The following is a 21,248-nucleotide window of genomic DNA, read 5'->3' on the forward strand; positions in this document are numbered from 1 at the left end:
TACATGCCTTTCTCAACCCGCAAACTTTGGCCCCTTGGCCAAATTTGCCGTATGAAAAAACTTTCATATAAGGTTTTTTCATACTATTTTACTTCCAAATATATTTCATATCGATTTGATACCAGATAAATCCGCTCTCCCGGCACCACTTCAGCCACACGTCCTCTTCCGATAAGTCCACGCACGGTAAATGTACCATTAGCTGACATATCCTTCACCAAAAAGATATTTTTGCGCTTATCATAATGGATCATACAATGCAGACGGCTGACATTGTCACCATCTACAACAATTTCGCAATCCTCTCCCGAACGTCCAACACGAATATCTCGATTCGGTTCGATCTTCCATTGACGCATCTCATCACCAACTTTGAGGCGTAAATACGGATCCATCTTTGGCGTTCCTTCTGCGGCATCCAATGCTTCCACAAACGCCGGCATGGTCTGAATGCGCTCCCAATACATAACCGCTAATGCCTGTTTTAACATATTACTGATACGCTCCGGGATATCCTTATTCTCCACGTTTGCCGCTGATAGCAATGTCCCCTTGCTGCGTTCGATCGCCGAAATTGGTTTTACGCCCGTGATCATATAATAATACACTGCTGCCAATGCATACACATCTGTCCAAGTTCCCTGTCCGTCCGGTCCGGCATACTGCTCCGACGGTGCAAATCCCTCTTTCATCACTGCCTCTGCACCGTTAACCTCGCTAAGCACATACTGCTTTGTCGCTTCAAAGTCGAGCATTTTGACCGTGCCGTCCTGCAGGATCCATATCGAATCCGGCCCAATTCCACGATGCAAAAGACCCAGTTTGTGCAGATCCTCTATTGTCCCCGCAACGGACCGAAGTATCTGCCCCGCCTGTTGACATGGTATTGGCTCCCCGGTACGAGTAATATATTCTTCTATCGTCTCTCCGGAAATATATTCCATCAATAAATATGCCGTATCATTTTTGCGCAGAAAATCCCCCGTCTCTGCTAAAATCGTTTCCTCACTGAGTGCACGAATGATCTTTGCCTCATTTTCCAACACATCCATTCCTGCCTGAAAAGATTCTGCATTTGCCCCTTCCTGCACCTTGACATGGATGCCATCACCGGAACGCATCGCCCATGCAGTCGGGAAATACTCCCTCAACGCATAAATCTTCTCAGTACGCAGATCCTGCGCCAGATACGTGATCATGACATCATCCTGTGTGATCACACGGCCCACTGCGTAATGCTGTCCCAATACATAATCCTCCGGCAGCGCACACTGCGGACGATTTTCCTTTACATAGCCACATTTTTCGCATCTTCCCCCCAAATATGTCCCCTTTTGAAAACAATTTGGACATAACTTTTGTGTTGTCACTGTTCTTCCTCCTTCTCCAGTTCAGCACGTTTACGCTGTAAACTGCGCCGCATGTGATACCTGTTTACAGATAACGCAATCCCCATTTCCGCTAACGTAAACAACACCGCCGATCCACCATAACTGATAAATGGAAGCGATGCACCCGTATTCGGGATGATGGTCAATACAACGCCAACATTGATAAGTACCTGTAATGAAATGTGAAACGCAATTCCCATGACTAACACTTTACCAAATAAATTCTCGCTATTTACAGCAATTCGAATCAAATGGTAGATCAAAAATAAAAACATAGCCAGTAAAACTACCGCTCCCACCAATCCCAATTCCTCACAAACGATAGAAAAGATCATATCGTTCTGTGCCTCGGGAATTTTGTCTAATTTTTGCACACTGTTGCCTAACCCCTTGCCAAATAAACCGCCGGAGGCAACAGCATATTTGCCCTGTAATGGCTGAAATCCTTGATCTCCTGCATAACGCTCCGGATCTATCCACGCATAAAAACGCCCCATACGGAAAGATGACGAAGAAGCATTTAGCTGTTTTTGCGTCGGCAGATTCTTAGCAAGAAGATTTCTTCCTACAAAAATGCCGATCAGACCAATCCCGGCAATGATACCATGCAGTTTCTCCTGATTGGTAAACACAAACGAAAGCATAAAACCAATCCCTAAAATGATCAACGCTGATGACAGGTTATTACTAAGCAACATGACCATGACCGCTGGTATGATCGTAAAGAATATCCACAAATACACTGCCATATTTTTGAACCGCTGTACCTGATTGGCATGTTTCGCAACAAATGCTGCGATCATGATGACCATCGCAATCTTAACCAATTCGGCAACCTGCAATTGAACCGGTCCCAAGCGGATCCAGCGCGCTGCACCATGAGAGCGTACAGCAAGCCCCGTTCTCAGCAAAAAGAGAGATCCCACTGAAACCAAAAAGATGATCGGTGCAAGTTTTTGCAGATAGTTGTAATTAAAATACTGTAATAATAACATCACAACAATGCCTGCCAGCACAAATATCCCCTGCTTTTTTAATAAATACAAGGAATCATAATTGTACTTTGCCAGTGTACTGCAACTGTATGCCGATGCACTATATATCATGATCAAACCAAACACATTTAATAGTATAACGCAGGCGATCACGCGCAGATCAATTCGATCCATTTGGCGAATATAAGCATCCAAAGATCGTTTTACTGATTTCTTCATCCACTAACTCATTCCTTCTAAATATTTATCACACACGGCTCCCCTGTCTCATTGACGGAGGACTATCATGCAAATGGACTTTTACTATTGTATTCTAGTCAATCACTTTGATCGCAGTAATCTTCGGCTGCTGATCTGCAGGCACCGTACCATTGTTGTCGATTGGCTGCACAGACTGACAGATTTTATCGACGATGTCCATTCCGGCAGTCACTTTACCAAATGCTGCGTAATCTCCATCCAAAAAGTCGGAATCCGCCTGTACAATAAAAAACTGACTGCTGGCGCTGTCCGGATCATTCTGCGTACGCGCCATAGAAATCACACCACGTTTATGAGACATCGTATTCTCTACGCCATTTGACTTAAACTCACCCTTGATCGTCTCCTCGGATCCACCGGTGCCATCTCCATTCGGATCTCCCCCCTGGATCATAAATCCGGACATGATCCTGTGAAAAGTCAAGCCATTATAGAACCCTTTCTTCACCAAATTAACAAAATTGGTTACCGTGATCGGTGCAACGTCTGCATCCAACTCTAACTCCAGCTTGCCATACTCTGCAATCACAATCTCTGCATGATGTTTTCCCGTCAAATATTGACTGTTAGAGGTGTCTGCATCTTTCTTCTCCGCAAAAGATTCTTTCTTCGTCGTCTTTGCAGTGCTCTTATCTGCATTTTCTCTTGTGTCACCACATCCGGTCAGACATAATGACAACAGCGCTGCCATCAATATTATGCTAATTAATCGTTTCATACTTCCTCCATATTTCTCCTTACATTCCTATTGTCTCAGGGTAAACTTCCCCCTACCCCATATAGCAATACCTGTATTATTGTACCACTACTTAGCTGTCCCCGCAACCGCCTGGCTTTTTCAATACTTATTTTTCCAAAACCTTAATTGCGCATATTCTCTGTGCCAAACCGGGACTTCGAGTTAAAAAGTCCTTTCGCAGCACCGACCTGTATGGTATAATATTCTTTACAAATGTAGGATATATATTACAGATCCTATCAAATGAACGGTATGATAAGACAGATATATTGGGGAATATACTTACTTTACCGGAGGAGGAATTTTATAATGATGAAACTAAAAATACCGCACAAAAAGAAGGCCATGAATGAGAACACCATCTCGAAACTAAAACGTTCTTTACGGTCAAAACACAAACGGGAAAAATCCAAAAAAACAACTGCTATTAAAAAGGAACGTCCAAAGAAGAAACGCAAAGACCGCACAGCAAGAAGCGTGAATACTGCCAAGCGTTTTCGTCTTCTGACATTTTCGCGCAAAATGCTGCTTCTTTGTCTGGCACCTATGATGTTGATCTGCATCCTTATCACTGTATTCAGCCGTCAGTCATTGACCAAGTCGGTTGAGAACGAGATCGAGGGTGCTTTGAAGATCGTTGCTATTTCGCTGGATGAAACTTACAGTAATCTCTATCAGGGCGATTATGAACAGGATAAATCCGGCAAGATCAAAAAGGGTGATGTTAGTATCTCAGGTAATACTGATCTGATCGATGCTTTGAAAAAACGCACTAACTATGATATTACGCTTTACTTTAACGGTATGCGTCTGGTTACTACGCTTCGCAGCGATACCGGGGCACCGGCTAACGGTACCCCGGCAGATTCTGCAGTCTACGAGAAGATCATGAAAGGCAAGACTGTATTCCTGTCAAATGTAAAGCTTTATGGCAAAGAATATTATGTATTGTATCAGCCTCTCGTAAATGCTGATGGCACAGTTGCCGGAGGTATAGGTGTCGCTAAAGATGCAACAGACGTACAGAAAACAATTGCTGCACAGACGAGACGAATCACATTGATTTCCATCGTTCTGTTGGTGCTCGCAGCAGTTGTGATCATCTTCCTGACGACACGAATGGTTACGGTTATGAAGTCCACCAAACATTTCCTTGCCAAATTGGCACAGGGTGAATTTGGCGTCGTTCCAAAGCAAAAACATGTGAAACGAAACGATGAGCTTGGTGATATTTACCGCAGTTCCGTACAATTACAGCAAGAGTTGCGCAAGATTGTTGATAATATCAAACAATCTTCAGAAAGTCTGATCAACTCAGCAAATCAGTTGACCGGTATGGCACAATCCACACGAACCACTGTGGATTCCGTATGTGATTCTATGCGCGGCATCACTGATGCGTCTGTCACTCAAAATGAGGAAACCACCGTGGCTATCGGTAACGTACAGGGCATGGCGAATGAGATTGCCTATATTTCACACATTATGGATTCTCTGACGCAGCACGCCAACCAAATGTCAGAAGCAGAACAGGCCTCTGAAGCAATTATTCACCAGTTAAATGCTTCTAATGAAGAAACCATAGATACGATCACCAATGTTGCAGAACAGATCAATGCTTTGCACTCTTCGGTAGAATCGATCCAAACGGCGATCAATATGATTCAAAGCATTGCCGAAGAAACCGATCTGCTATCTTTGAATGCTAATATCGAAGCAGCACGTGCCGGCGAGTCCGGACGCGGTTTCTCCGTTGTGGCGACACAGATTAGCAAACTTGCCGATCAATCTAATTCGACCGCAGAAAATGTCGCTGATATTATCGCTAATATCATTGCAGAAGCAGACCGCATGGTTGAAATGATGGGTGACGTGAAGAATAAAATTCACGAACAGCAGAAAAAACTGGATGACACAATGGATAAATCAGGTGCTGTTGCACTTGGCGTTAACAATTCCCTGCGCGATATTGATACGATCCGCAATAAGATCAGCGTACTCAGCCAGTCTGGTGATTCGATACAGGATATTGTAACAAATCTCGCATCTATCGCAGAGCAAAATGAGTCCTCCACACAGGCAACAATGGACTCTGCACTCGGCATGAGCGATACAATGAACTCATTGGAAAATGCATCGGAAAGTTTGAAAGATATGGCACGTGCATTAGATGAATCTCTGGTTCGTTTCAAGATGTAATTGCCAATTGAGAAAGGAATAGCAGATTATGATGAGGCAGCGTTCTAATACATCTCCGATTTTACGGCTAACAAGAAATCTGATATGTATTGGAATTGCTGCTTTTTTGATTCTCTTTACGCAAAATGAGCAATTCTGTAAGAAGATCATTCCTACAGCGAACGAACAATTAGAAACCTATTCTAATATAAAGCAGATCGCAGCAAGGCTGGAAGAGGAGATCTTGTCCGGCTCAGGTTCCTTTTCCTTTTATACGACCAGGCTTGACCCTTCACAGATCCAAGACATTAATTCCTATATCGATCCTACTTTTGGCTCTGCCAACTATCAGGAAACAACGAACAACCGTCTGGCACCGAAAACAACGATTAAAATACAACTCAAACCCGCTTACTATGTCTATGCAGCGATTATGCAGCACAAAGCCATCCCCAACAACGAGACAAAAGCAAAACGTCTTTATCGAGTGGTAAACGCCGTTTTGAAAGCAAAAATCAAACCGTCGATGACGGATTACCAAAAAGAACTGGCACTGCACGATCATTTGGTAAAACAATGCCATTATAGTACGCATTCTACCTCATCAGACGTATATGAGGCCTATGGCGCACTCGTCAATCACGAAGCAGTCTGCGACGGCTATGCGCAGGCGTTGCAATTGCTCTTTACCTGCTCTGGAATCACATCCAAATACATTTACGGAACGGCAACCGACGCCAATGGTTCTATGGCTCATGCATGGAATCTCGTGAAATTGGGCAATGACTGGTATCACCTGGATGCTACTTGGGATGATCCGACGCCGGACCGCAAAAGGCGCATCATACATACCTATTTTAATGTGACAGACTCTTATATCAAAAGCAGCCATCATTTTAATGCCTCTTATTATCCGACGATGACTGCCACCAAAATGAACTTTTATGTCCGCAGCAAGCAGCGCTTTACAAGTTGGAAAAAATATAAGAAAGCTGCCAAGAAAGCATTACTGACTGACAATCGCACGATGTACGAAGCTTATATCGGTAAACGTAATGTGACGGTGAAAGATCTGCAATTCCTTTATAGTGACGGCACCTCAAAGCAGTTTCTGTGGAATGTAATGAAAGAATCTGAAGGAAATGTGCTAGTCATTACACAGAAATAACCACCTTCCATCTTTTAACATATCCCCCTTGCACCGACCGGAGCAGAGCGGAGACCGATCTCACGACTCGCGCGTGCAGACGCGCGAGCTCGTGAAAAAGAGCACCATGCCATTTTGGCATGATGCTCTTTTTATTACTGGGCTAGCGGGATTCGAACCCACGAGTGCAGGAGTCAAAGTCCTGTGCCTTACCGCTTGGCGATAGCCCATCATTATATAGGAAGAAGCCTCTGCAAATTCTTCCCTTGTTAGAAAAAAATCCTTGCTAGCTCTCTAACAAGGATAAAAGGTGGATACTGGGATTCGAACCCAGGGCCTCCAGAGCCACAATCTGGCGCGCTAACCAACTGCGCTATACCCACCATACATGTAAAGCGTGTCAAGAGGGATTCGAACCCCCGACCTACGGCTTAGAAGGCCGTTGCTCTATCCAGCTGAGCTATTGACACGTATAAGAGCGGGTGATGGGAATCGAACCCACGTATCCAGCTTGGAAGGCTGGTGTTCTACCATTGAACTACACCCGCATAAATTGGAAAGCTCCAAAATGCTTCCCTATATTAAAATGTATGTAAAGCGTCACTAGTCGGGGTGACAGGATTCGAACCTGCGACCCCCTGATCCCAAATCAGGTACACTAGCCAAACTGTGCCACACCCCGAATCACTTTCCGTTTTCCCGTGACGCAAGTAATATTATATGACCATGGCACCAAAATGTCAACACTTTTTTTATTTTTTTTGCAACTTTTTTTCTAAAGTCCTGGAACCCGCATATTTACTAGGTTTGCGTATATTTTATCCCCCTGCATACCGGTTTTTATTCGGGGAAAACATAATGCAGTAGCATCTGAGAAGGTTATGCGATAGCCGATATGCAAGGGATATTTTTGTATGGATTTTTCATCCATTACTCAAGCTTCGGATGTGCGAAGTTTGAATCTATTACTTTACTTGCTCTGACCATAATATGCGTTTTTACCATGTTTGCGGTAATAATGCTTATCTTGCAGTTCTTGGGGTGCAGGATTTACCTTCGGATCGATCTGCTCACAACGTGCCGCCATTTTGGCAACTTCTTCCAAGACTACTGCGTTGTGCACTGCCTCTTTCGCATCCTTTCCCCACGTGAATGGACCATGATTTTTGCAAAGCACTGCCGGTGTTGCAATATAATCCACTGCTAAGCGTTCAAACTCATCTGCGATAAGCACTCCCGTGTTTTTTTCATAAGCAGTTTCAATTTCTTCTTTCGTGAGGGTACGCACGCACGGAACTTGTCCATACAAATAGTCCGCATGTGTTGTGCCATAGCACGGGATTCCTCTGCCAGCCTGCGCCCAGCTTGTTGCCCACGGTGAGTGTGTATGTACCACGCCACCAATCTCTTGAAAACGATTATATAGCACCACATGTGTAGGTGTATCGGAAGATGGACGGTAATCTCCTTCTACCACCTCACCCTCCAAATTAACAACTACCATGCTGTCGGGAGTCAATTTGTCATAATCCACACCGCTTGGTTTGATGACAAATAATCCCTTTTCACGATCAATACCACTAACATTTCCCCATGTAAATGTCACCAGATGATATTTAGGAAGCAACATATTTGCCTCATACACTTCTTGTTTTAGCTGTTCTAACATCTCATTCCCTCACTTTCCATCCAGGCGATATGTAACACCTTACATTATCTCTACAGCTTTCTGTTCTACACCAAGTCCCTGTTTATAGCTGGCAATAAACGTTTCAAAGCCCTTTACTGCATCAGGATCCGGCTGTTCTGTGCTTCCAACAGCTTCTGCAAATACATAATGATCTAAATAGGCAGCTAACGATTCAACCTCACCTCTGTCTATCATATATCTTGCCAAGATCGCCATACCCCAAGGGCCGCCTTCACCTGCCGTTTCCATGACTGACACAGGTGTACCAAGCGCTGCGGCAAGCAGTTTTTGTCCTACACCTTTCGTGGTAAAGTAACCTCCATGCGCTAAAATCTGCTCCAAATTTACTTTTTCCTGTTTCAAGAGAATATCCATGCCAACCTTGAGCGCTCCTAAAGCACTTGTCAAATGCATCCGCATAAAATTGGCAAGTGTAAATTTACTTTCCGGTGTTCGCACAAACAAAGGTCTGCCTTCGGATAATTTGGTGATGTTTTCTCCAGAGTAATATCCATAGGACAACAATCCTCCACAGTCTGCATCTCCCGCCATTGCAACCCGGAATAGTTTATCAAAAATCTCTTCTCTTGTAGCTTCAACACCAAAGCATTTCAACGTTTCACCAAAAACTTCGATCCAAGCATTAATATCAGAAGTACAGTTATTGGTATGTACCATAGCCACTGCCTCTCCGGTCGGTGTTGTTACAATGTCAATTTCCGGATATACTTTTTCTATTGGTTTATCCAAGACAACCATAGCAAAAGCAGATGTTCCAGCCGATACATTACCGGTTCGCACACGCACGCTGTTAGTCGCTACCATGCCCGTACCGGCATCTCCCTCTGGTGGACAAAGCGGTATTCCAGCCAACAGTGTCCCGCTAGGATCTAATAGCTTAGCTCCCTTTTCTGTCAAAACTCCCGCCTGCTCTCCGGCAAGCAAAATCTTTGGCAAAACATCTGACAAATGCCAAGAATAGTCTTTTCCGGAAATATATTGCTCAAATTGCGCAATCATCTCCTGATCATATTGCTTCGTATCAACATCAATTGGAAACATACCGGAAGCATCGCCGATCCCGATCACTTTTTCCCCTGTCAGCCGCCAATGAAGGTATCCCGCCAGCGTTGTAATGTATGAAATATCTTTTACATGATCTTCTTCATTCAAAATCGCCTGATATAAATGAGCTATACTCCATCGTTCAGGAATATTAAACCCAAACAATTTCGTTAATTCTGCTGCCGCCTTTTCTGTTGTGCTATTGCGCCAAGTCCGAAATGGTACTAACAAATTATCTTCCTTGTCAAATGCCATATATCCGTGCATCATTGCGCTAAAACCAATCGCACCGATTTTCGTCAGAACCACGCCATATTTTTTCTGCACTTCCAACACCAGGTTCTGATAACTTTCCTGCAAACCTGTTATGATCTCTTCCAGAGAATATGTCCAATAACCGTCTACCAATTGATTTTCCCAGCGATAATTACCAGACGCAATAGGTTGAAATGTCTCATCTACCAAGACCGCTTTTACTCTGGTCGAACCAAATTCGATACCAAGCGTTGTTCTTCCTTCTTCTATTCTTTTTTTGATCTCGTCCATAGAAAACCATCCCTTCCTCTAATACCAACTCTCGTTAATTGGCTCTCTTTCTTTTCATGTGTGCTAACACAGCCTGTAATACAATAAAGAAGCAAAGCAGTGCTGATAACACAATGCGAACCCACCAGCTGGAAAGTGATCCCTGTGTAGTGATCAAGCTGGATATCGAACCTTTGATCAATACACCAAAAATTGTTCCAAACGGTGTACCAACACCTCCACTTAACAAGGTTCCTCCGATGACAGATGCGGAAATGGCATCCATTTCAAGCCCCTTAGCCTGCTCCACAAAGCCAGAACAGCTATTTAGGCAAAACAGGAATCCACCACATCCTGCCAAAAGTCCATTCAGAAGATATGCCTTAAACTTTGTTTTGCGTACATTTAATCCCATCATCATGGCACTCTGCGCATTTCCACCTACTGCATATACCTCACGGCCAAATTTAGTATACTTCATGATGACCGCGACGATAATGACGATCAGCAATGCAATAATAACGGTTGGATAAATATATGCCGGCAAGAATTTTCCACGCCTGCTGTACGAACCAATTGGCAGATAGATCTTATAATTGGCCCATGCAAGAAATGTTTTATTCTTGATTGAGATCATTTCCGTGCTGATCATGGACGTCAAACCACGTCCAAAGAACAAACCTGCCAAGCTGACGATGAAAGGCTGTATCTCAAGATAGGAGATCAAAAATCCTTGCACCACGCCATAGGCGACACCAATGAACAGTGCCAAGAGAACCGCCATATAGGCATTCATTCCATGATGTTCCATTTGATTCGCAACCGCCATACATACCAGGGCAGTTACCGAGCCTACCGAAATATCAATACCACCGGTGATCATTACAATGGTCTGTCCAACAGCAATGACCAAAAGACCTGCATTGGAGATAAATAAGTTCAAAAACATCTGTGGTTTCGCAAATCCCTTATCCTCAAATATGATCATTCCTGCTATGTACATTGCCGCAAACAGGCCGATCGTGATAAACAGAAGAAAGGTATTGCTATTAATAGATCGTTTGGATTCTTCATTTCTACGTAAAAACTTCATATTATTTACCCCCTTCCGCTATAGCTGCCGCTCTCTTTGCACGTTGCTTGTTGATAAAGCTTTTGAATACAGGGCTTTGTAATGTGACAATGATAATAACTACGATTGCCTTATATACCGGCAACTGATCCGCTTTAACATTCATTGCATATAATGTCGTAGTCAATGCCTGAATTGTATAGGCGCCGATCACTGATCCCATCAGACTAAATTTTCCACCGCCCAATACATTGCCGCCAAGAGCAACCGCTAAGATGGCATCCATCTCTAGGTTCAAGCCAATGTTATTTGCATCTGCCGAATAGATTCTACTGGAAGCGATCACTCCGGCGATTCCTGCCATTAAGCCACAGATCACATACGTTACAAATTTGATCATTGTAGAATTAAGTCCTACCAAGCGAGATGCCGTTCCATTGATCCCGACGCTCTCGATATATAACCCAAGCGCTGTCTTCTTAAGCACTAAGTGTACTAAAAGTACAACGATGATCGCTAAAAAGATTGGCACCGGCACTGGAATTTTGCCAATGTAACCACCAAACACTTTGTAGGAACCAACTCTTACATAAGTGATCTGTCCGGATGTAATGAGCTGTGCAATGCCGCGCCCTGCCGTAAACAAGATCAATGTAGCCACCATTGGCTGGATGTTAAGCTTTGCTACCAAAAATCCATTGAAAGCTCCACATAATGCAGAGGCTAACAGTGCAGCTACAACTCCTAAAGCAAGTGGTGCCGCCAACGCATCGACCGACACCTTTCCACCGGATAATATCTGGCAGCAAACTGCTGCTGCCACCGCCATCACAGCGCCTACGCTGATATCCTGTCCACCGGAAGCCGCTGTAACCAATGTCATGCCAACTGCCAATATAACAAGCTCCGATGCTCGGTTTACAATATCTACAACATAGCCATACAATACGCCATTGTTAATTGAGATCTTGAAAAATCCCGGTGTCGTGATCAGATTGACCAACAACACAGCAATTAAACAAACGATTGGCAAAAACAAGCGCATTGATGTGACTGCCTTTATCTTTTCTTTTACATTACTCATTGTTGTCACCTCCCGCTATTGCCTTCATGATATTTTCCTGTGTTAATTCATCTCCGGCAACTTCTCCTACCTTTTTACCATCTCGCATAACTCCCATTCTTGTGCAAGTACGAAGCATCTCCTCCACCTCAGAAGAAATAAAAGTTACTGCCATTCCCTGATCTGCGAGATCAAGCACCAATTTCTGAATTTCCGTTTTCGTACCAATATCAATACCTCTCGTCGGCTCATCCAAAATAAGATAGTCCGGATCAGTCAATAACCAACGTCCAATGATCACCTTTTGCTGATTACCACCAGACAGGCTCTTGATCGGTGTCTCACGGCTCGCTGTCTTGATCTGAAGCAGATCGATATATTTATCTGCTGCCTCTTCCATTTCCTTTCGGCTCATCGGATGAAACATACCTTTCTTTGCCTGAAGTGCAATGATCATGTTTTCACGCACCGACAGATCTGCCAAAATGCCATCTTTTTTGCGGTCTTCCGGCAAATATGCCATTCCCAGCTTCATTGCATCAAGCGGTGATTTGATCTTAACTTCTTTGCCATTTACTTTGATCGTGCCACCATCCGGTTTGTCAGCACCATATATTGCACGAACCAGTTCAGAGCGCCCCGACCCCAAAAGCCCGGTAAGTCCTACCACTTCACCTTTATTGACGGTAAAGTCAAATGGACGAATGCTGCCTTTTCGGCCAACCTGCTCCGCTTCCACAACCGGAATATACTGTTCCAGCTTTTTATGATCTCCTTTAATATCTGCAAGATCATCGAAATTTTTGCCCATCATCTTAGCAACCAATTCCACACGAGGCAATTCCTTCACCGGATATTCTCCCACCAAATGTCCATTTCTTAATACGGTGATTCTGTCACATACTTCATACACCTGTTCCAGAAAATGTGTAACAAAGATAATTCCTACTCCCTGATCTTTCAGTTTACGCATCAATACAAACAACTTTTCTACTTCTTCATCATCCAGTGATGATGTTGGTTCATCCAAGATCAATACCTGACATTTCATATCAACCGCCCTGGCTATTGCGATCATCTGCTGTTTTGCGATAGAGCACTCTTCCAATTTGTCCGTTGCTCGTGCATCGATCGATAAACTTTTTAACAATGCTGTCGATTTTTTATTCATTGTATGCCAATCGATCATTCCAAGTTTTTTAGGTTCTCTGCCGATAAATAAGTTTTCTGCCACCGTCAGGTTCGGACACAGATTCACTTCCTGATATACCGTGCTGATTCCATGTTCCTGTGCTTCCTGCGGAGATCGATTAATGATCGCTCCATCTGATCCTGCCATCAAAATCTCACCGCTCTCAAAGGAATGTACTCCGGTAAGCACCTTGATCAATGTTGACTTTCCCGCTCCATTTTCACCCATCAACGCATGAATTTCACCTTTACGAAGTGTGAAATCTACATGTTGTAATGCTTTTACACCAGGGAATGTTTTGGAAATGTCATGCATACTTAATACCACATTGTTTTCCATAAAGATTCACCCACTTTCTACTGTTTATGATTTATTTTCCCGTGCCATTTGTTTTGTACCTTTGCATTATTTTTCCGTACGATCCGTCCTGAAAAATTGCGCAAAAAGGGCGTGGCAGTAACCTTAGGCATCTGCCGGTTGTCCACCACGCCGCTTATTTTTTTCTGCTTATTTTGAAGCTGCTGTCAATTAATAAGCTCTCTTATCGATCACATCCTGTGTTACCTTGGTAACATCAAAATCTTTGTCTCCCGCTTTTACTGTTGTCACATCATCGCTGTGAGCAAAAATTCCTTCATCAACATAAGCTTTCTTATCAACCTTTTCATTCGCTTCTAATTTCTTAATGATCTCTTCTACACGTGGTCCATGAAGTGGATTGCACTCTGTATTTAAGATGATCTTGCCAGACAGTGTATCTGTGATACCAGCCTTTGTCGTATCAAAGGACATTACCAAAATATCTCCATCCGGTCCCACTTTTTTCCCTGCAGCTTCAATTGCATTGATGGCACCAAATGCCTCATTATCGTTTTCGCAATATACAACATTGATATTGTCATATTGTTTCAACATAGACTCCATAACTTCCTGACCTTTTGCCTGTGTAAATTCACCGGTCTGCTGTGCAAGAAGATTCCAGCCATTGGCTTTTACAGCTTCATTTAAGGCTTCTGTACGGCCAATCTGTGCAGAAGCACCAATTGTTCCCTGAATGTCAACAATGTTTACTTCCTTCATGCCTTTAGCTTCTGTGTAAGCCTTCAGCCAAGCACATGCTTTTTCACCTTCCAGTTTGAAGTCTGAGCCAACCCATGCAGTATAAAGGCTATCGTCTGATACATCTACCATACGATCTACAATGATTACCGGGATATCTGCATCTTTTGCTTCTTTCAAAACCGGATCCCATCCGGATTCTGTTACCGGAGCAAGTACGATATAATCAACTTCCTGCTGGATAAAGTTGCGGATTGCTGTGATCTGGTTTTCTTGTTTCTGCTGAGCATCATCAAAAATCAATTTGTAACCATTTTTCTCACTAAATGTTGATTTCATTGATTCTGAGTTAGCTGTTCTCCAATCAGATTCTGCACCAACCTGAGAAAATCCAACGGTGATCACATCATCTTTCGTATCACCTTTCTTCCCTCCGGATGAACCACATCCAACTAACAACGTTGCCATCATTGCTCCTAAAAGAGCCAGTCCGAGTAATTTCTTTTTCATAAGCGTATCCTCCTTATCTCGTTAATTTGACGTTCTATTTCAGATGTTTAGCAATCAGTAACCATCGGGCAAACAGTTTTATGTATTGCAGTCTCATCTGTAACTTGTATATATAGAATACTGTTTTTTTCACCATTCGCATACAGAATATCATTTTGTTTTGGTTGAGATTTTTTCTTTGCAAACAGAATAAGGGAGATTTTTTTTAAAAAAAGTGGAATTTTTTTCGACCACCCCATCCCCATAGTCTTCTTTTCACAATGACACATGATATTTGTCACTGTATCACCGGAACCTCTGACACGTGATCCGCCACCTGTATACGGACAAGCGTTCCTTCTCCGGGATGACTTTCATAGCTGATTCCATACTGCTCACCATAATAAATATGTATTCTCTGATTTACATTTGCCACCCCAAATCCACTTTGTCTGTCAGCACCGGAATCATGATCCATACCGTGGATCAATGCTTCCAGTTCCTCTTTGTTCATTCCTTTTCCATCATCTTCCACTTCAAAGATCACATCATTTTCTTGAAAGTAACCCCGAACCGACAAGTGCCCTTTGCCTCTCTTATTACGAATCCCATGCACCAATGCATTTTCTACCAAGGGCTGCAATAATAGTTTGGGGATTTTTACCTCATACAATTTCTCCTCGATATCAATACTGTACTCTAATACATCTTGATATCGGAACTGCTGGATCTTGAGATAACTTTCAATATGCCGCTTCTCATCATAAATCGTAATAATGTCCTGTCCCTTGCTAAGTGTTGTTCGGAAAAATTCTGACAAATAAGTCACAATCGCCACAACCTGATCATTTTGCTTTGCTTCCGCAATCCACACGACAGTATCTAATGTATTATACAAAAAATGCGGATTGATCTGCGCCTGAAGCAGTTTACTCTCCAATATCCGCTGCGTTTCATGATTGTGCTGCATATCATCCACCAAATGACCAATCTCCTTCGTCATGTCGTTAAAGTTGTGTGCCAGCACTGCAATCTCATCCTTGGTATTCACTTTTGTCTTAGCTGTAAAATCTCCCTCTGCCACTTTACTTGTCATCTTGCATAATTTGCGTATCGGAACAATAATGCTTTTGGTCGCCTGTGCAGACAGGCAGATTGATAATGCCGTCACGACCATCGCTGTAATCATGCAAAGCAAGATCGTTCTTTCATTATTTTTATCCAGCGCTTCTTTTACCTCCTCAAAGTTGGTTGTTTCTATATAAATATAATTTTGTATGCCTGATTGGATCAAGGCAGTCAATTCATAGATGTTGTCATCCAAATATTTCATGTTGGCATCGTACAATTCATTATTTTTGATATTATATTCTAACTCTGCAACATTCTTTTTTAAGGATTTTAAGGAATTTTTCAGGCGTTTGATCTGATTGCGATTGATATCTACTGTAGCAGATTCCGACAACTCATCACAAACAGTTTTTAACTCTTCAATATAATCATATGGATTCACTGTAACAATACCATTGATTGTCGTTTTTCCAATATCCAGCTCATTTATGCTTTTGTTCCGAATCACGGACAGATACATGGTGTAATCAATTCGTTCCTTAAAATCACGTACATACTGATTGGCTCGCTCCACATTTTTATTAATGCCGGCATATGCTGCAGTTGCACTGGATACCGTCCACACCAGATAGCACACAAGAACTATCATGGGCATGATCGCAACAAACGGAATCATGATCAAGCGCTTGTTGATGGATAGTTGATTATATCTTCGCCACTTCACGGACAATCACCCCTTTCTTGATGCGCGATATTCCTTCGGTGTACACCCCTGTGTCTTCTTGAACAGCGAACTGAAATAGTGAGGATCTCGATATCCCGTTTCAAATGCAATCTCTGCAGTTTTAAGAGACGAACAGGTAAGCAGCTCTTTTGCCTTATTCATGCGTATCTCTGTTAAATATTCAACAAATGTCTGATTCATTTCACGGCTAAAGATCGTACTAAAATAGCTGGCGCTCATCCCCACTTCTGCTGCAACTGTATTCAGCGAAATGTCTTCTGACATATACTGTTTTTTTATGATCTTTTGCGCCGCAAGAATAACATCTGAATATCTCCTGTCACTTACTGTATTGCGCACTTCCAATGCATTCGCCAAAAGCTGTGTCATGTATGTTTGAATGTCTTCCTGTGACTCTGCAGTTGCCAATGCCTCCCGAAGCAATTTTTCACGATCTTTTAATTCCTGCAAATGTGCAATCTCTTCTGTCTGAGTCTTCTCCACCTTATCTTCAAATTTTTTGCAAAAAGAAGTTACCGTGGCAAAGATGTTTACAATAACATATTGCCGTAATATTATAGAACGAAAATGCTCTCTTGGCATCTTGTCCAGTAACGCCTCAACAAAATGAGGGACGTCCTCAGGGCTTCCTTCGCTCAAAAAGTCTGCGATCGCATCCTGTATTTCTTTAAGATCATCTACACTATTAATATCAAAATCCGCGTCTGAACTCTTGATGGAATTGATGTTATCGTCACGATCCTTCTTTTGAAATGAAAGATATTTTTCGCGCATTTCACGAATACGTCGTTCTCGTTGCTCATATTCCTTCTGTTTTTCATGAATTTTGGAAGCCACCTCCCCTAAATGCTCCAACAATACATTGGAAGAGATTGGTTTCAGCAAATACTCCTCAACCCCTATCTTGATCGCCTCTTTTGCATATTCAAACTCATCATATCCACTAAGAATAATAATATTCGTGTCCGGCAGCTCTTTTTTGACAAGACGACTTAACTCCAGCCCATCCATAAACGGCATACGAATATCTGTGATAAGTATGTCCGGCTTTTCTTTCAAGATCATTGGCAATGCAAGTTCCCCATCGCTTGCCTCCCCAACAAATTCATAGCCCTCCTGTTCCCAATCAATACTATTCTTGATCGCATCGCGAATTACCACCTCATCTTCCACTAAAAAAACCTTAATCATATACATCACCCTTCCCTACTCTTTATCGATCAACCTGCGGCTATTCTTCTATTACGTCACCTGTCTTGTCTCATATACTTTATTGTTTATACTACAAAAGGGCAAGCGCTTCTGTCAATGTCATATACATATAACATTGTCATCACTGTTTGCCCTTCTTTATGTTTACATAAAACGAAAAATAATGCAAGTATTATTCAAGAATATAACACATTATTTCTTCTCTACACCGAGCGTAACTTTCTCACCATTGATGCTCCATTCCTTGGTAAATCCGGAAACTTCATCATAGGTTACGCCATCCGCCAGAACATCTGAACAAAGGCTTTCCTCGTTCTTCTGCACGATGTCTTTCACCTTGTCATTGTCCTTAACGTACAACTGAATGTGATCCATCACCTCGAATCCGGCATCTTTACGCATGGTCTGTACTTTACTGATAACCTCGCGCACAAAACCTTCCTCTAACAGTTCCGGAGTCAGGTTCGTATCCAGTACAACAGTTACTCCGTGATCACTGTCAGATACATAGCCTTCCATCTGTGCAGCCTCGATCAACAGATCTTCTTCAGCGAGTGCTTCGTCAACGCCCTCTACCTGGATCGTCAGAGTGCCTTTCTCTTTCAATTCTGCCATAGCAGCCTGTCCGTCCAATCCTGCAAGGATTTCACGAACCGCATTGATGTTTTTGCCAAAACGACGTCCCAGCGTCTTAAGCTGTGGCTTAAAGCTGTAGGTCGTGAGTGCACTGACATCTTCGGTAAGCTCTGCTTCCTTGACGTTAAGCTCGTCCTTGATAATGTCAAGGTAGAACTGTGACAACGCCGCATCTGCTTTGACAAACATCTTACCGATCGGCTGACGGTTCTTGATATTGGCAGTGTTACGACATGCACGTCCAAGTACAACTGCCTCGAGTACAACTTCCATATCTGCCTCAAGCTTCTTGTCGATATGCTCTTTCTGCACCTCAGGGAAGTCGCATAAATGTACACTTTCCGGTGCACTTGCATCCAATGAGCATACAAGATTACGGTAAATATCCTCTGTCATAAATGGGATCATTGGTGCTGCAGCTTTGGCAATGGTTACAAGTGCTGTATACAATGTCATGTATGCATTGATCTTATCCTGCTCCATGCCCTTTGCCCAGAAACGGTCACGGCAACGTCTTACATACCAGTTACTCATCTCATCCACAAATTCCTGCAATGCTCTGGCAGTTTCCGGAATCTTGTAAGCTGCTAAATTATCATCCACAGCTTGAACCGTACTGTTCAAACGTGACAACAGCCACTTATCCATAACGGCAAGATTATCGTAATCCAATGTATATTTTGTCGCATCAAAGTTGTCAATATTAGCATATAATACGAAGAATGCGTAGGTATTCCAAAGAGTACCCATGAATTTACGCTGTCCTTCCTGCACTGCTTTGCCATGGAAACGGTTCGGCAGCCACGGTGCACTATTGATATAGAAATACCAGCGGATCGCATCTGCGCCGTATTTTTCAAGTGCATCGAACGGATCCACTGCATTTCCCTTAGACTTACTCATCTTCTGACCGTTTTCATCCTGTACATGTCCAAGGACGATAACGTTCTCATAAGGTGCCTTGTTAAAGAGCAGGGTAGACTCTGCCATCAAAGAATAGAACCATCCACGGGTCTGGTCTACTGCCTCAGAAATAAACTGAGCCGGGAACTGTTTTTCGAAAAGATCCTTATTCTCAAATGGATAATGGTGCTGTGCAAACGGCATTGCTCCACTATCAAACCAGCAGTCGATCACTTCCGGTACGCGCTTCATTGTCTTACCACAGTCCGGGCAGGTAAATGTAACGGCATCAATATATGGGCGGTGAAGCTCTACTTTGGCATCTTCCGGATTACCACTGCGCTCAGCGAGCTCTGCACGGCTTCCGATGGACTCCTGCTTGCCGCAGCCTTCACATTCCCAAATATTTAATGGTGTTCCCCAATAACGGTTACGGGAAATACCCCAGTCCTGAATATTCTCCAGCCAGTTACCGAAACGTCCGGTTCCGATCGACTCCGGAATCCAATTTACGGTATTATTGTTGCGCACGAGATCATCACGCACTTCTGTCATCTTGATGAACCAAGACTCACGTGCATAGTAAATAAGTGGTGTGTCACATCTCCAGCAGTGTGGATAATCATGTTCAAACTTCGGTGCTGCAAAAAGCTGTCCTTTCGCATCCAGATCTTTCAACACTTCCGGATCTGCTTTCTTTACAAAAAGTCCGGCAAATGGCGTCTCTGCGCTCATCTCACCTTTCTCTGTAACAAACTGTACAAATGGAAGATCGTAGTTTCTTCCAACATTGGCATCGTCCTCACCAAAGGCAGGAGCGATATGCACGATACCGGTACCATCGGACATGGTTACATAAGTATCACAAGTCACGAAGAAACCTTTCTTGTGCTGCTTGTCTGCACACTCTTTGGCACAAGCATACAATGGCTCATACTCCTTGCGCTCCAGATCGCTTCCCTTATAAGTCTCAAGCACCTCATAAGCAGGTGTATCACTGTCTTTATCTGCCAGGCTTCCTAATACGTTGTCTGCTAATGCTTCTGCAAGATAGTACGTATAACCGTCTGCTGCCTTTACTTTAATATAAGTATCCTCTGGGTTTACGCAAAGCGCAACGTTAGATGGCAGCGTCCAAGGTGTTGTCGTCCAAGCCAGGAAATAAGCGTCCTCGCCAGTCACTTTGAAACGCACGATAGCGGAGCGTTCTTTCACTAACTTATAACCCTGTGCCACTTCCTGTGCAGACAGTGGTGTACCACATCTTGGACAGTAAGGAACAATCTTAAAGCCCTTATATAATAGCTTCTTATTCCAGATCTCTTTGAGTGCCCACCACTCAGACTCAATAAAGTTATCGTCATACGTAACGTATGGGTTGTCCATATCAGCCCAGAATCCAACCGTGCCGGAGAAGTCCTCCCACATACCTTTGTATTTCCAAACAGATTCTTTACATTTCTTAATGAATGGCTCCATACCATACTCTTCGATCTGCTCTTTGCCATCTAAGCCAAGCAGTTTCTCTACTTCCAGCTCAACCGGAAGTCCGTGAGTATCCCATCCCGCTTTACGTGGTACCATGTAACCCTTCATCGTCTTATAACGAGGGATCATATCCTTGATAACACGAGTCAGAACGTGACCGATATGCGGCTTACCATTTGCGGTAGGCGGTCCATCATAAAACGTGTAGGTTGGATTTCCTTCACGTGCTTTCATGGATTTTTCAAAAATCTTTTGGTTGCGCCAAAATTCGCCAACATTTTTCTCTCTGTCAACGAAATTTAAGTCTGTTGATACTTTTTGATACAT

14 protein-coding genes, 5 tRNA genes and 1 pseudogene are annotated in these 21,248 nt (G+C 43.1%); 2 read left to right on the forward strand and 18 right to left on the reverse strand.

Annotated features, from left to right (window positions below; all coding sequences use genetic code 11):
- Positions 1 to 83 precede the first annotated feature (83 nt).
- The 3 genes from ACSAJE_RS08540 to ACSAJE_RS08550 all read right to left on the reverse strand — a co-directional run bounded on the left by ACSAJE_RS08540 (position 84) and on the right by ACSAJE_RS08550 (position 3,365).
- Positions 84 to 1,370 carry a protein kinase domain-containing protein gene (locus tag ACSAJE_RS08540; RefSeq protein WP_458008828.1) on the reverse strand — a complete coding sequence of 429 codons (1,287 nt, stop codon included), beginning with the start codon at positions 1,368 to 1,370 and terminating at the stop codon, positions 84 to 86.
- Positions 1,367 to 2,605, reverse strand: coding sequence for an FtsW/RodA/SpoVE family cell cycle protein (locus ACSAJE_RS08545; RefSeq protein ID WP_458008829.1), 1,239 nt, complete (start codon positions 2,603 to 2,605; stop codon positions 1,367 to 1,369). The genes ACSAJE_RS08540 and ACSAJE_RS08545 overlap by 4 nt, the downstream gene beginning before the upstream one ends.
- 94 nt (positions 2,606 to 2,699) lie before the next feature.
- Positions 2,700 to 3,365 (reverse strand): peptidylprolyl isomerase, encoded by a 666-nt coding sequence (locus ACSAJE_RS08550; RefSeq protein WP_118690710.1) that lies wholly within the window; start codon positions 3,363 to 3,365, stop codon positions 2,700 to 2,702.
- 330 nt (positions 3,366 to 3,695) lie between these two features.
- Between ACSAJE_RS08550 and ACSAJE_RS08555 the strand changes: the two genes are divergently transcribed.
- Both ACSAJE_RS08555 and ACSAJE_RS08560 read left to right on the forward strand, forming a co-directional pair.
- Positions 3,696 to 5,585, forward strand: coding sequence for a methyl-accepting chemotaxis protein (locus tag ACSAJE_RS08555; RefSeq protein WP_458008830.1), 1,890 nt, complete (start codon positions 3,696 to 3,698; stop codon positions 5,583 to 5,585).
- Positions 5,586 to 5,613: 28 nt separating this feature from the next.
- Positions 5,614 to 6,732, forward strand: a complete 1,119-nt coding sequence (locus ACSAJE_RS08560; RefSeq protein ID WP_458008831.1) for a transglutaminase domain-containing protein — start codon at positions 5,614 to 5,616, stop codon at positions 6,730 to 6,732.
- A gap of 137 nt (positions 6,733 to 6,869) precedes the next feature.
- Here the strand turns inward: ACSAJE_RS08560 and ACSAJE_RS08565 are convergent.
- The 15 genes and pseudogenes from ACSAJE_RS08565 to ileS form a co-directional block, all read right to left on the reverse strand.
- A tRNA-Gln gene (locus ACSAJE_RS08565) sits at positions 6,870 to 6,941 on the reverse strand.
- 79 nt (positions 6,942 to 7,020) lie between these two features.
- Positions 7,021 to 7,094, reverse strand: a tRNA-His gene (locus tag ACSAJE_RS08570).
- Between the two features lie 13 nt (positions 7,095 to 7,107).
- Positions 7,108 to 7,181, reverse strand: a tRNA-Arg gene (locus ACSAJE_RS08575).
- Positions 7,182 to 7,188: 7 nt separating this feature from the next.
- Positions 7,189 to 7,259, reverse strand: a tRNA-Gly gene (locus tag ACSAJE_RS08580).
- Positions 7,260 to 7,318: 59 nt separating this feature from the next.
- Positions 7,319 to 7,393: transfer RNA gene (locus ACSAJE_RS08585), tRNA-Pro, on the reverse strand.
- A gap of 288 nt (positions 7,394 to 7,681) precedes the next feature.
- A complete protein-coding gene (locus ACSAJE_RS08590; RefSeq protein ID WP_118690713.1) occupies positions 7,682 to 8,380 on the reverse strand; it encodes an L-ribulose-5-phosphate 4-epimerase in 699 nt (232 codons plus the stop codon).
- Positions 8,381 to 8,419: 39 nt separating this feature from the next.
- Positions 8,420 to 10,012, reverse strand: coding sequence for a xylulokinase (locus ACSAJE_RS08595; RefSeq protein ID WP_458008832.1), 1,593 nt, complete (start codon positions 10,010 to 10,012; stop codon positions 8,420 to 8,422).
- A gap of 34 nt (positions 10,013 to 10,046) precedes the next feature.
- On the reverse strand, positions 10,047 to 11,084 hold the full coding sequence (locus tag ACSAJE_RS08600) for an ABC transporter permease subunit (protein WP_022026030.1): 1,038 nt from the start codon (positions 11,082 to 11,084) through the stop codon (positions 10,047 to 10,049).
- 1 nt (position 11,085) lies between these two features.
- The gene (locus ACSAJE_RS08605; protein WP_458008833.1) at positions 11,086 to 12,147 is read right to left on the reverse strand and encodes an ABC transporter permease; all 1,062 of its coding nucleotides are present in this window, start codon (positions 12,145 to 12,147) and stop codon (positions 11,086 to 11,088) included.
- Complete coding sequence (locus ACSAJE_RS08610; RefSeq protein WP_118506656.1) at positions 12,140 to 13,657, reverse strand: sugar ABC transporter ATP-binding protein; 1,518 nt, start codon at positions 13,655 to 13,657, stop codon at positions 12,140 to 12,142. Before ACSAJE_RS08610 ends, ACSAJE_RS08605 begins: the two co-directional genes overlap by 8 nt.
- A gap of 189 nt (positions 13,658 to 13,846) precedes the next feature.
- The gene (locus tag ACSAJE_RS08615; RefSeq protein WP_118690717.1) at positions 13,847 to 14,887 is read right to left on the reverse strand and encodes an ABC transporter substrate-binding protein; all 1,041 of its coding nucleotides are present in this window, start codon (positions 14,885 to 14,887) and stop codon (positions 13,847 to 13,849) included.
- A 277-nt stretch (positions 14,888 to 15,164) separates the two neighbouring features.
- The gene (locus tag ACSAJE_RS08620) at positions 15,165 to 16,661 is read right to left on the reverse strand and encodes a sensor histidine kinase (protein WP_458008834.1); all 1,497 of its coding nucleotides are present in this window, start codon (positions 16,659 to 16,661) and stop codon (positions 15,165 to 15,167) included.
- A gap of 6 nt (positions 16,662 to 16,667) precedes the next feature.
- On the reverse strand, positions 16,668 to 17,456 hold the full coding sequence (locus ACSAJE_RS08625) for a helix-turn-helix transcriptional regulator (protein WP_458010062.1): 789 nt from the start codon (positions 17,454 to 17,456) through the stop codon (positions 16,668 to 16,670).
- A pseudogene (locus tag ACSAJE_RS08630) lies at positions 17,448 to 17,873 on the reverse strand (response regulator); the annotation flags it as partial. The pseudogene ACSAJE_RS08630 and the gene ACSAJE_RS08625, both read right to left, overlap by 9 nt.
- A gap of 213 nt (positions 17,874 to 18,086) precedes the next feature.
- Positions 18,087 to 21,248, reverse strand: coding sequence for an isoleucine--tRNA ligase (gene ileS, locus ACSAJE_RS08635; RefSeq protein WP_118506660.1), 3,162 nt, complete (start codon positions 21,246 to 21,248; stop codon positions 18,087 to 18,089).

This window comes from Jutongia sp. SJQ-6, assembly GCF_054161275.1.

Excerpts from the sequence above, each read along its gene's own strand:
- ACSAJE_RS08610 (WP_118506656.1), bottom strand. The coding sequence starts at position 13,657 with ATGGAAAACAATGTGGTATTAAGTATGCATGACATTTCCAAAACATTC.
- ACSAJE_RS08550 (WP_118690710.1), bottom strand. The coding sequence starts at position 3,365 with ATGAAACGATTAATTAGCATAATATTGATGGCAGCGCTGTTGTCATTA.
- ACSAJE_RS08555 (WP_458008830.1), top strand. The coding sequence starts at position 3,696 with ATGATGAAACTAAAAATACCGCACAAAAAGAAGGCCATGAATGAGAAC.
- ACSAJE_RS08595 (WP_458008832.1), bottom strand. The coding sequence starts at position 10,012 with ATGGACGAGATCAAAAAAAGAATAGAAGAAGGAAGAACAACGCTTGGT.
- ACSAJE_RS08560 (WP_458008831.1), top strand. The coding sequence starts at position 5,614 with ATGATGAGGCAGCGTTCTAATACATCTCCGATTTTACGGCTAACAAGA.
- ACSAJE_RS08600 (WP_022026030.1), bottom strand. The coding sequence starts at position 11,084 with ATGAAGTTTTTACGTAGAAATGAAGAATCCAAACGATCTATTAATAGC.
- ACSAJE_RS08545 (WP_458008829.1), bottom strand. The coding sequence starts at position 2,605 with ATGAAGAAATCAGTAAAACGATCTTTGGATGCTTATATTCGCCAAATG.
- ileS (WP_118506660.1), bottom strand. The coding sequence starts at position 21,248 with ATGTATCAAAAAGTATCAACAGACTTAAATTTCGTTGACAGAGAGAAA.
- ACSAJE_RS08615 (WP_118690717.1), bottom strand. The coding sequence starts at position 14,887 with ATGAAAAAGAAATTACTCGGACTGGCTCTTTTAGGAGCAATGATGGCA.
- ACSAJE_RS08605 (WP_458008833.1), bottom strand. The coding sequence starts at position 12,147 with ATGAGTAATGTAAAAGAAAAGATAAAGGCAGTCACATCAATGCGCTTG.
- ACSAJE_RS08625 (WP_458010062.1), bottom strand. The coding sequence starts at position 17,456 with ATGCGCGAAAAATATCTTTCATTTCAAAAGAAGGATCGTGACGATAAC.
- ACSAJE_RS08590 (WP_118690713.1), bottom strand. The coding sequence starts at position 8,380 with ATGTTAGAACAGCTAAAACAAGAAGTGTATGAGGCAAATATGTTGCTT.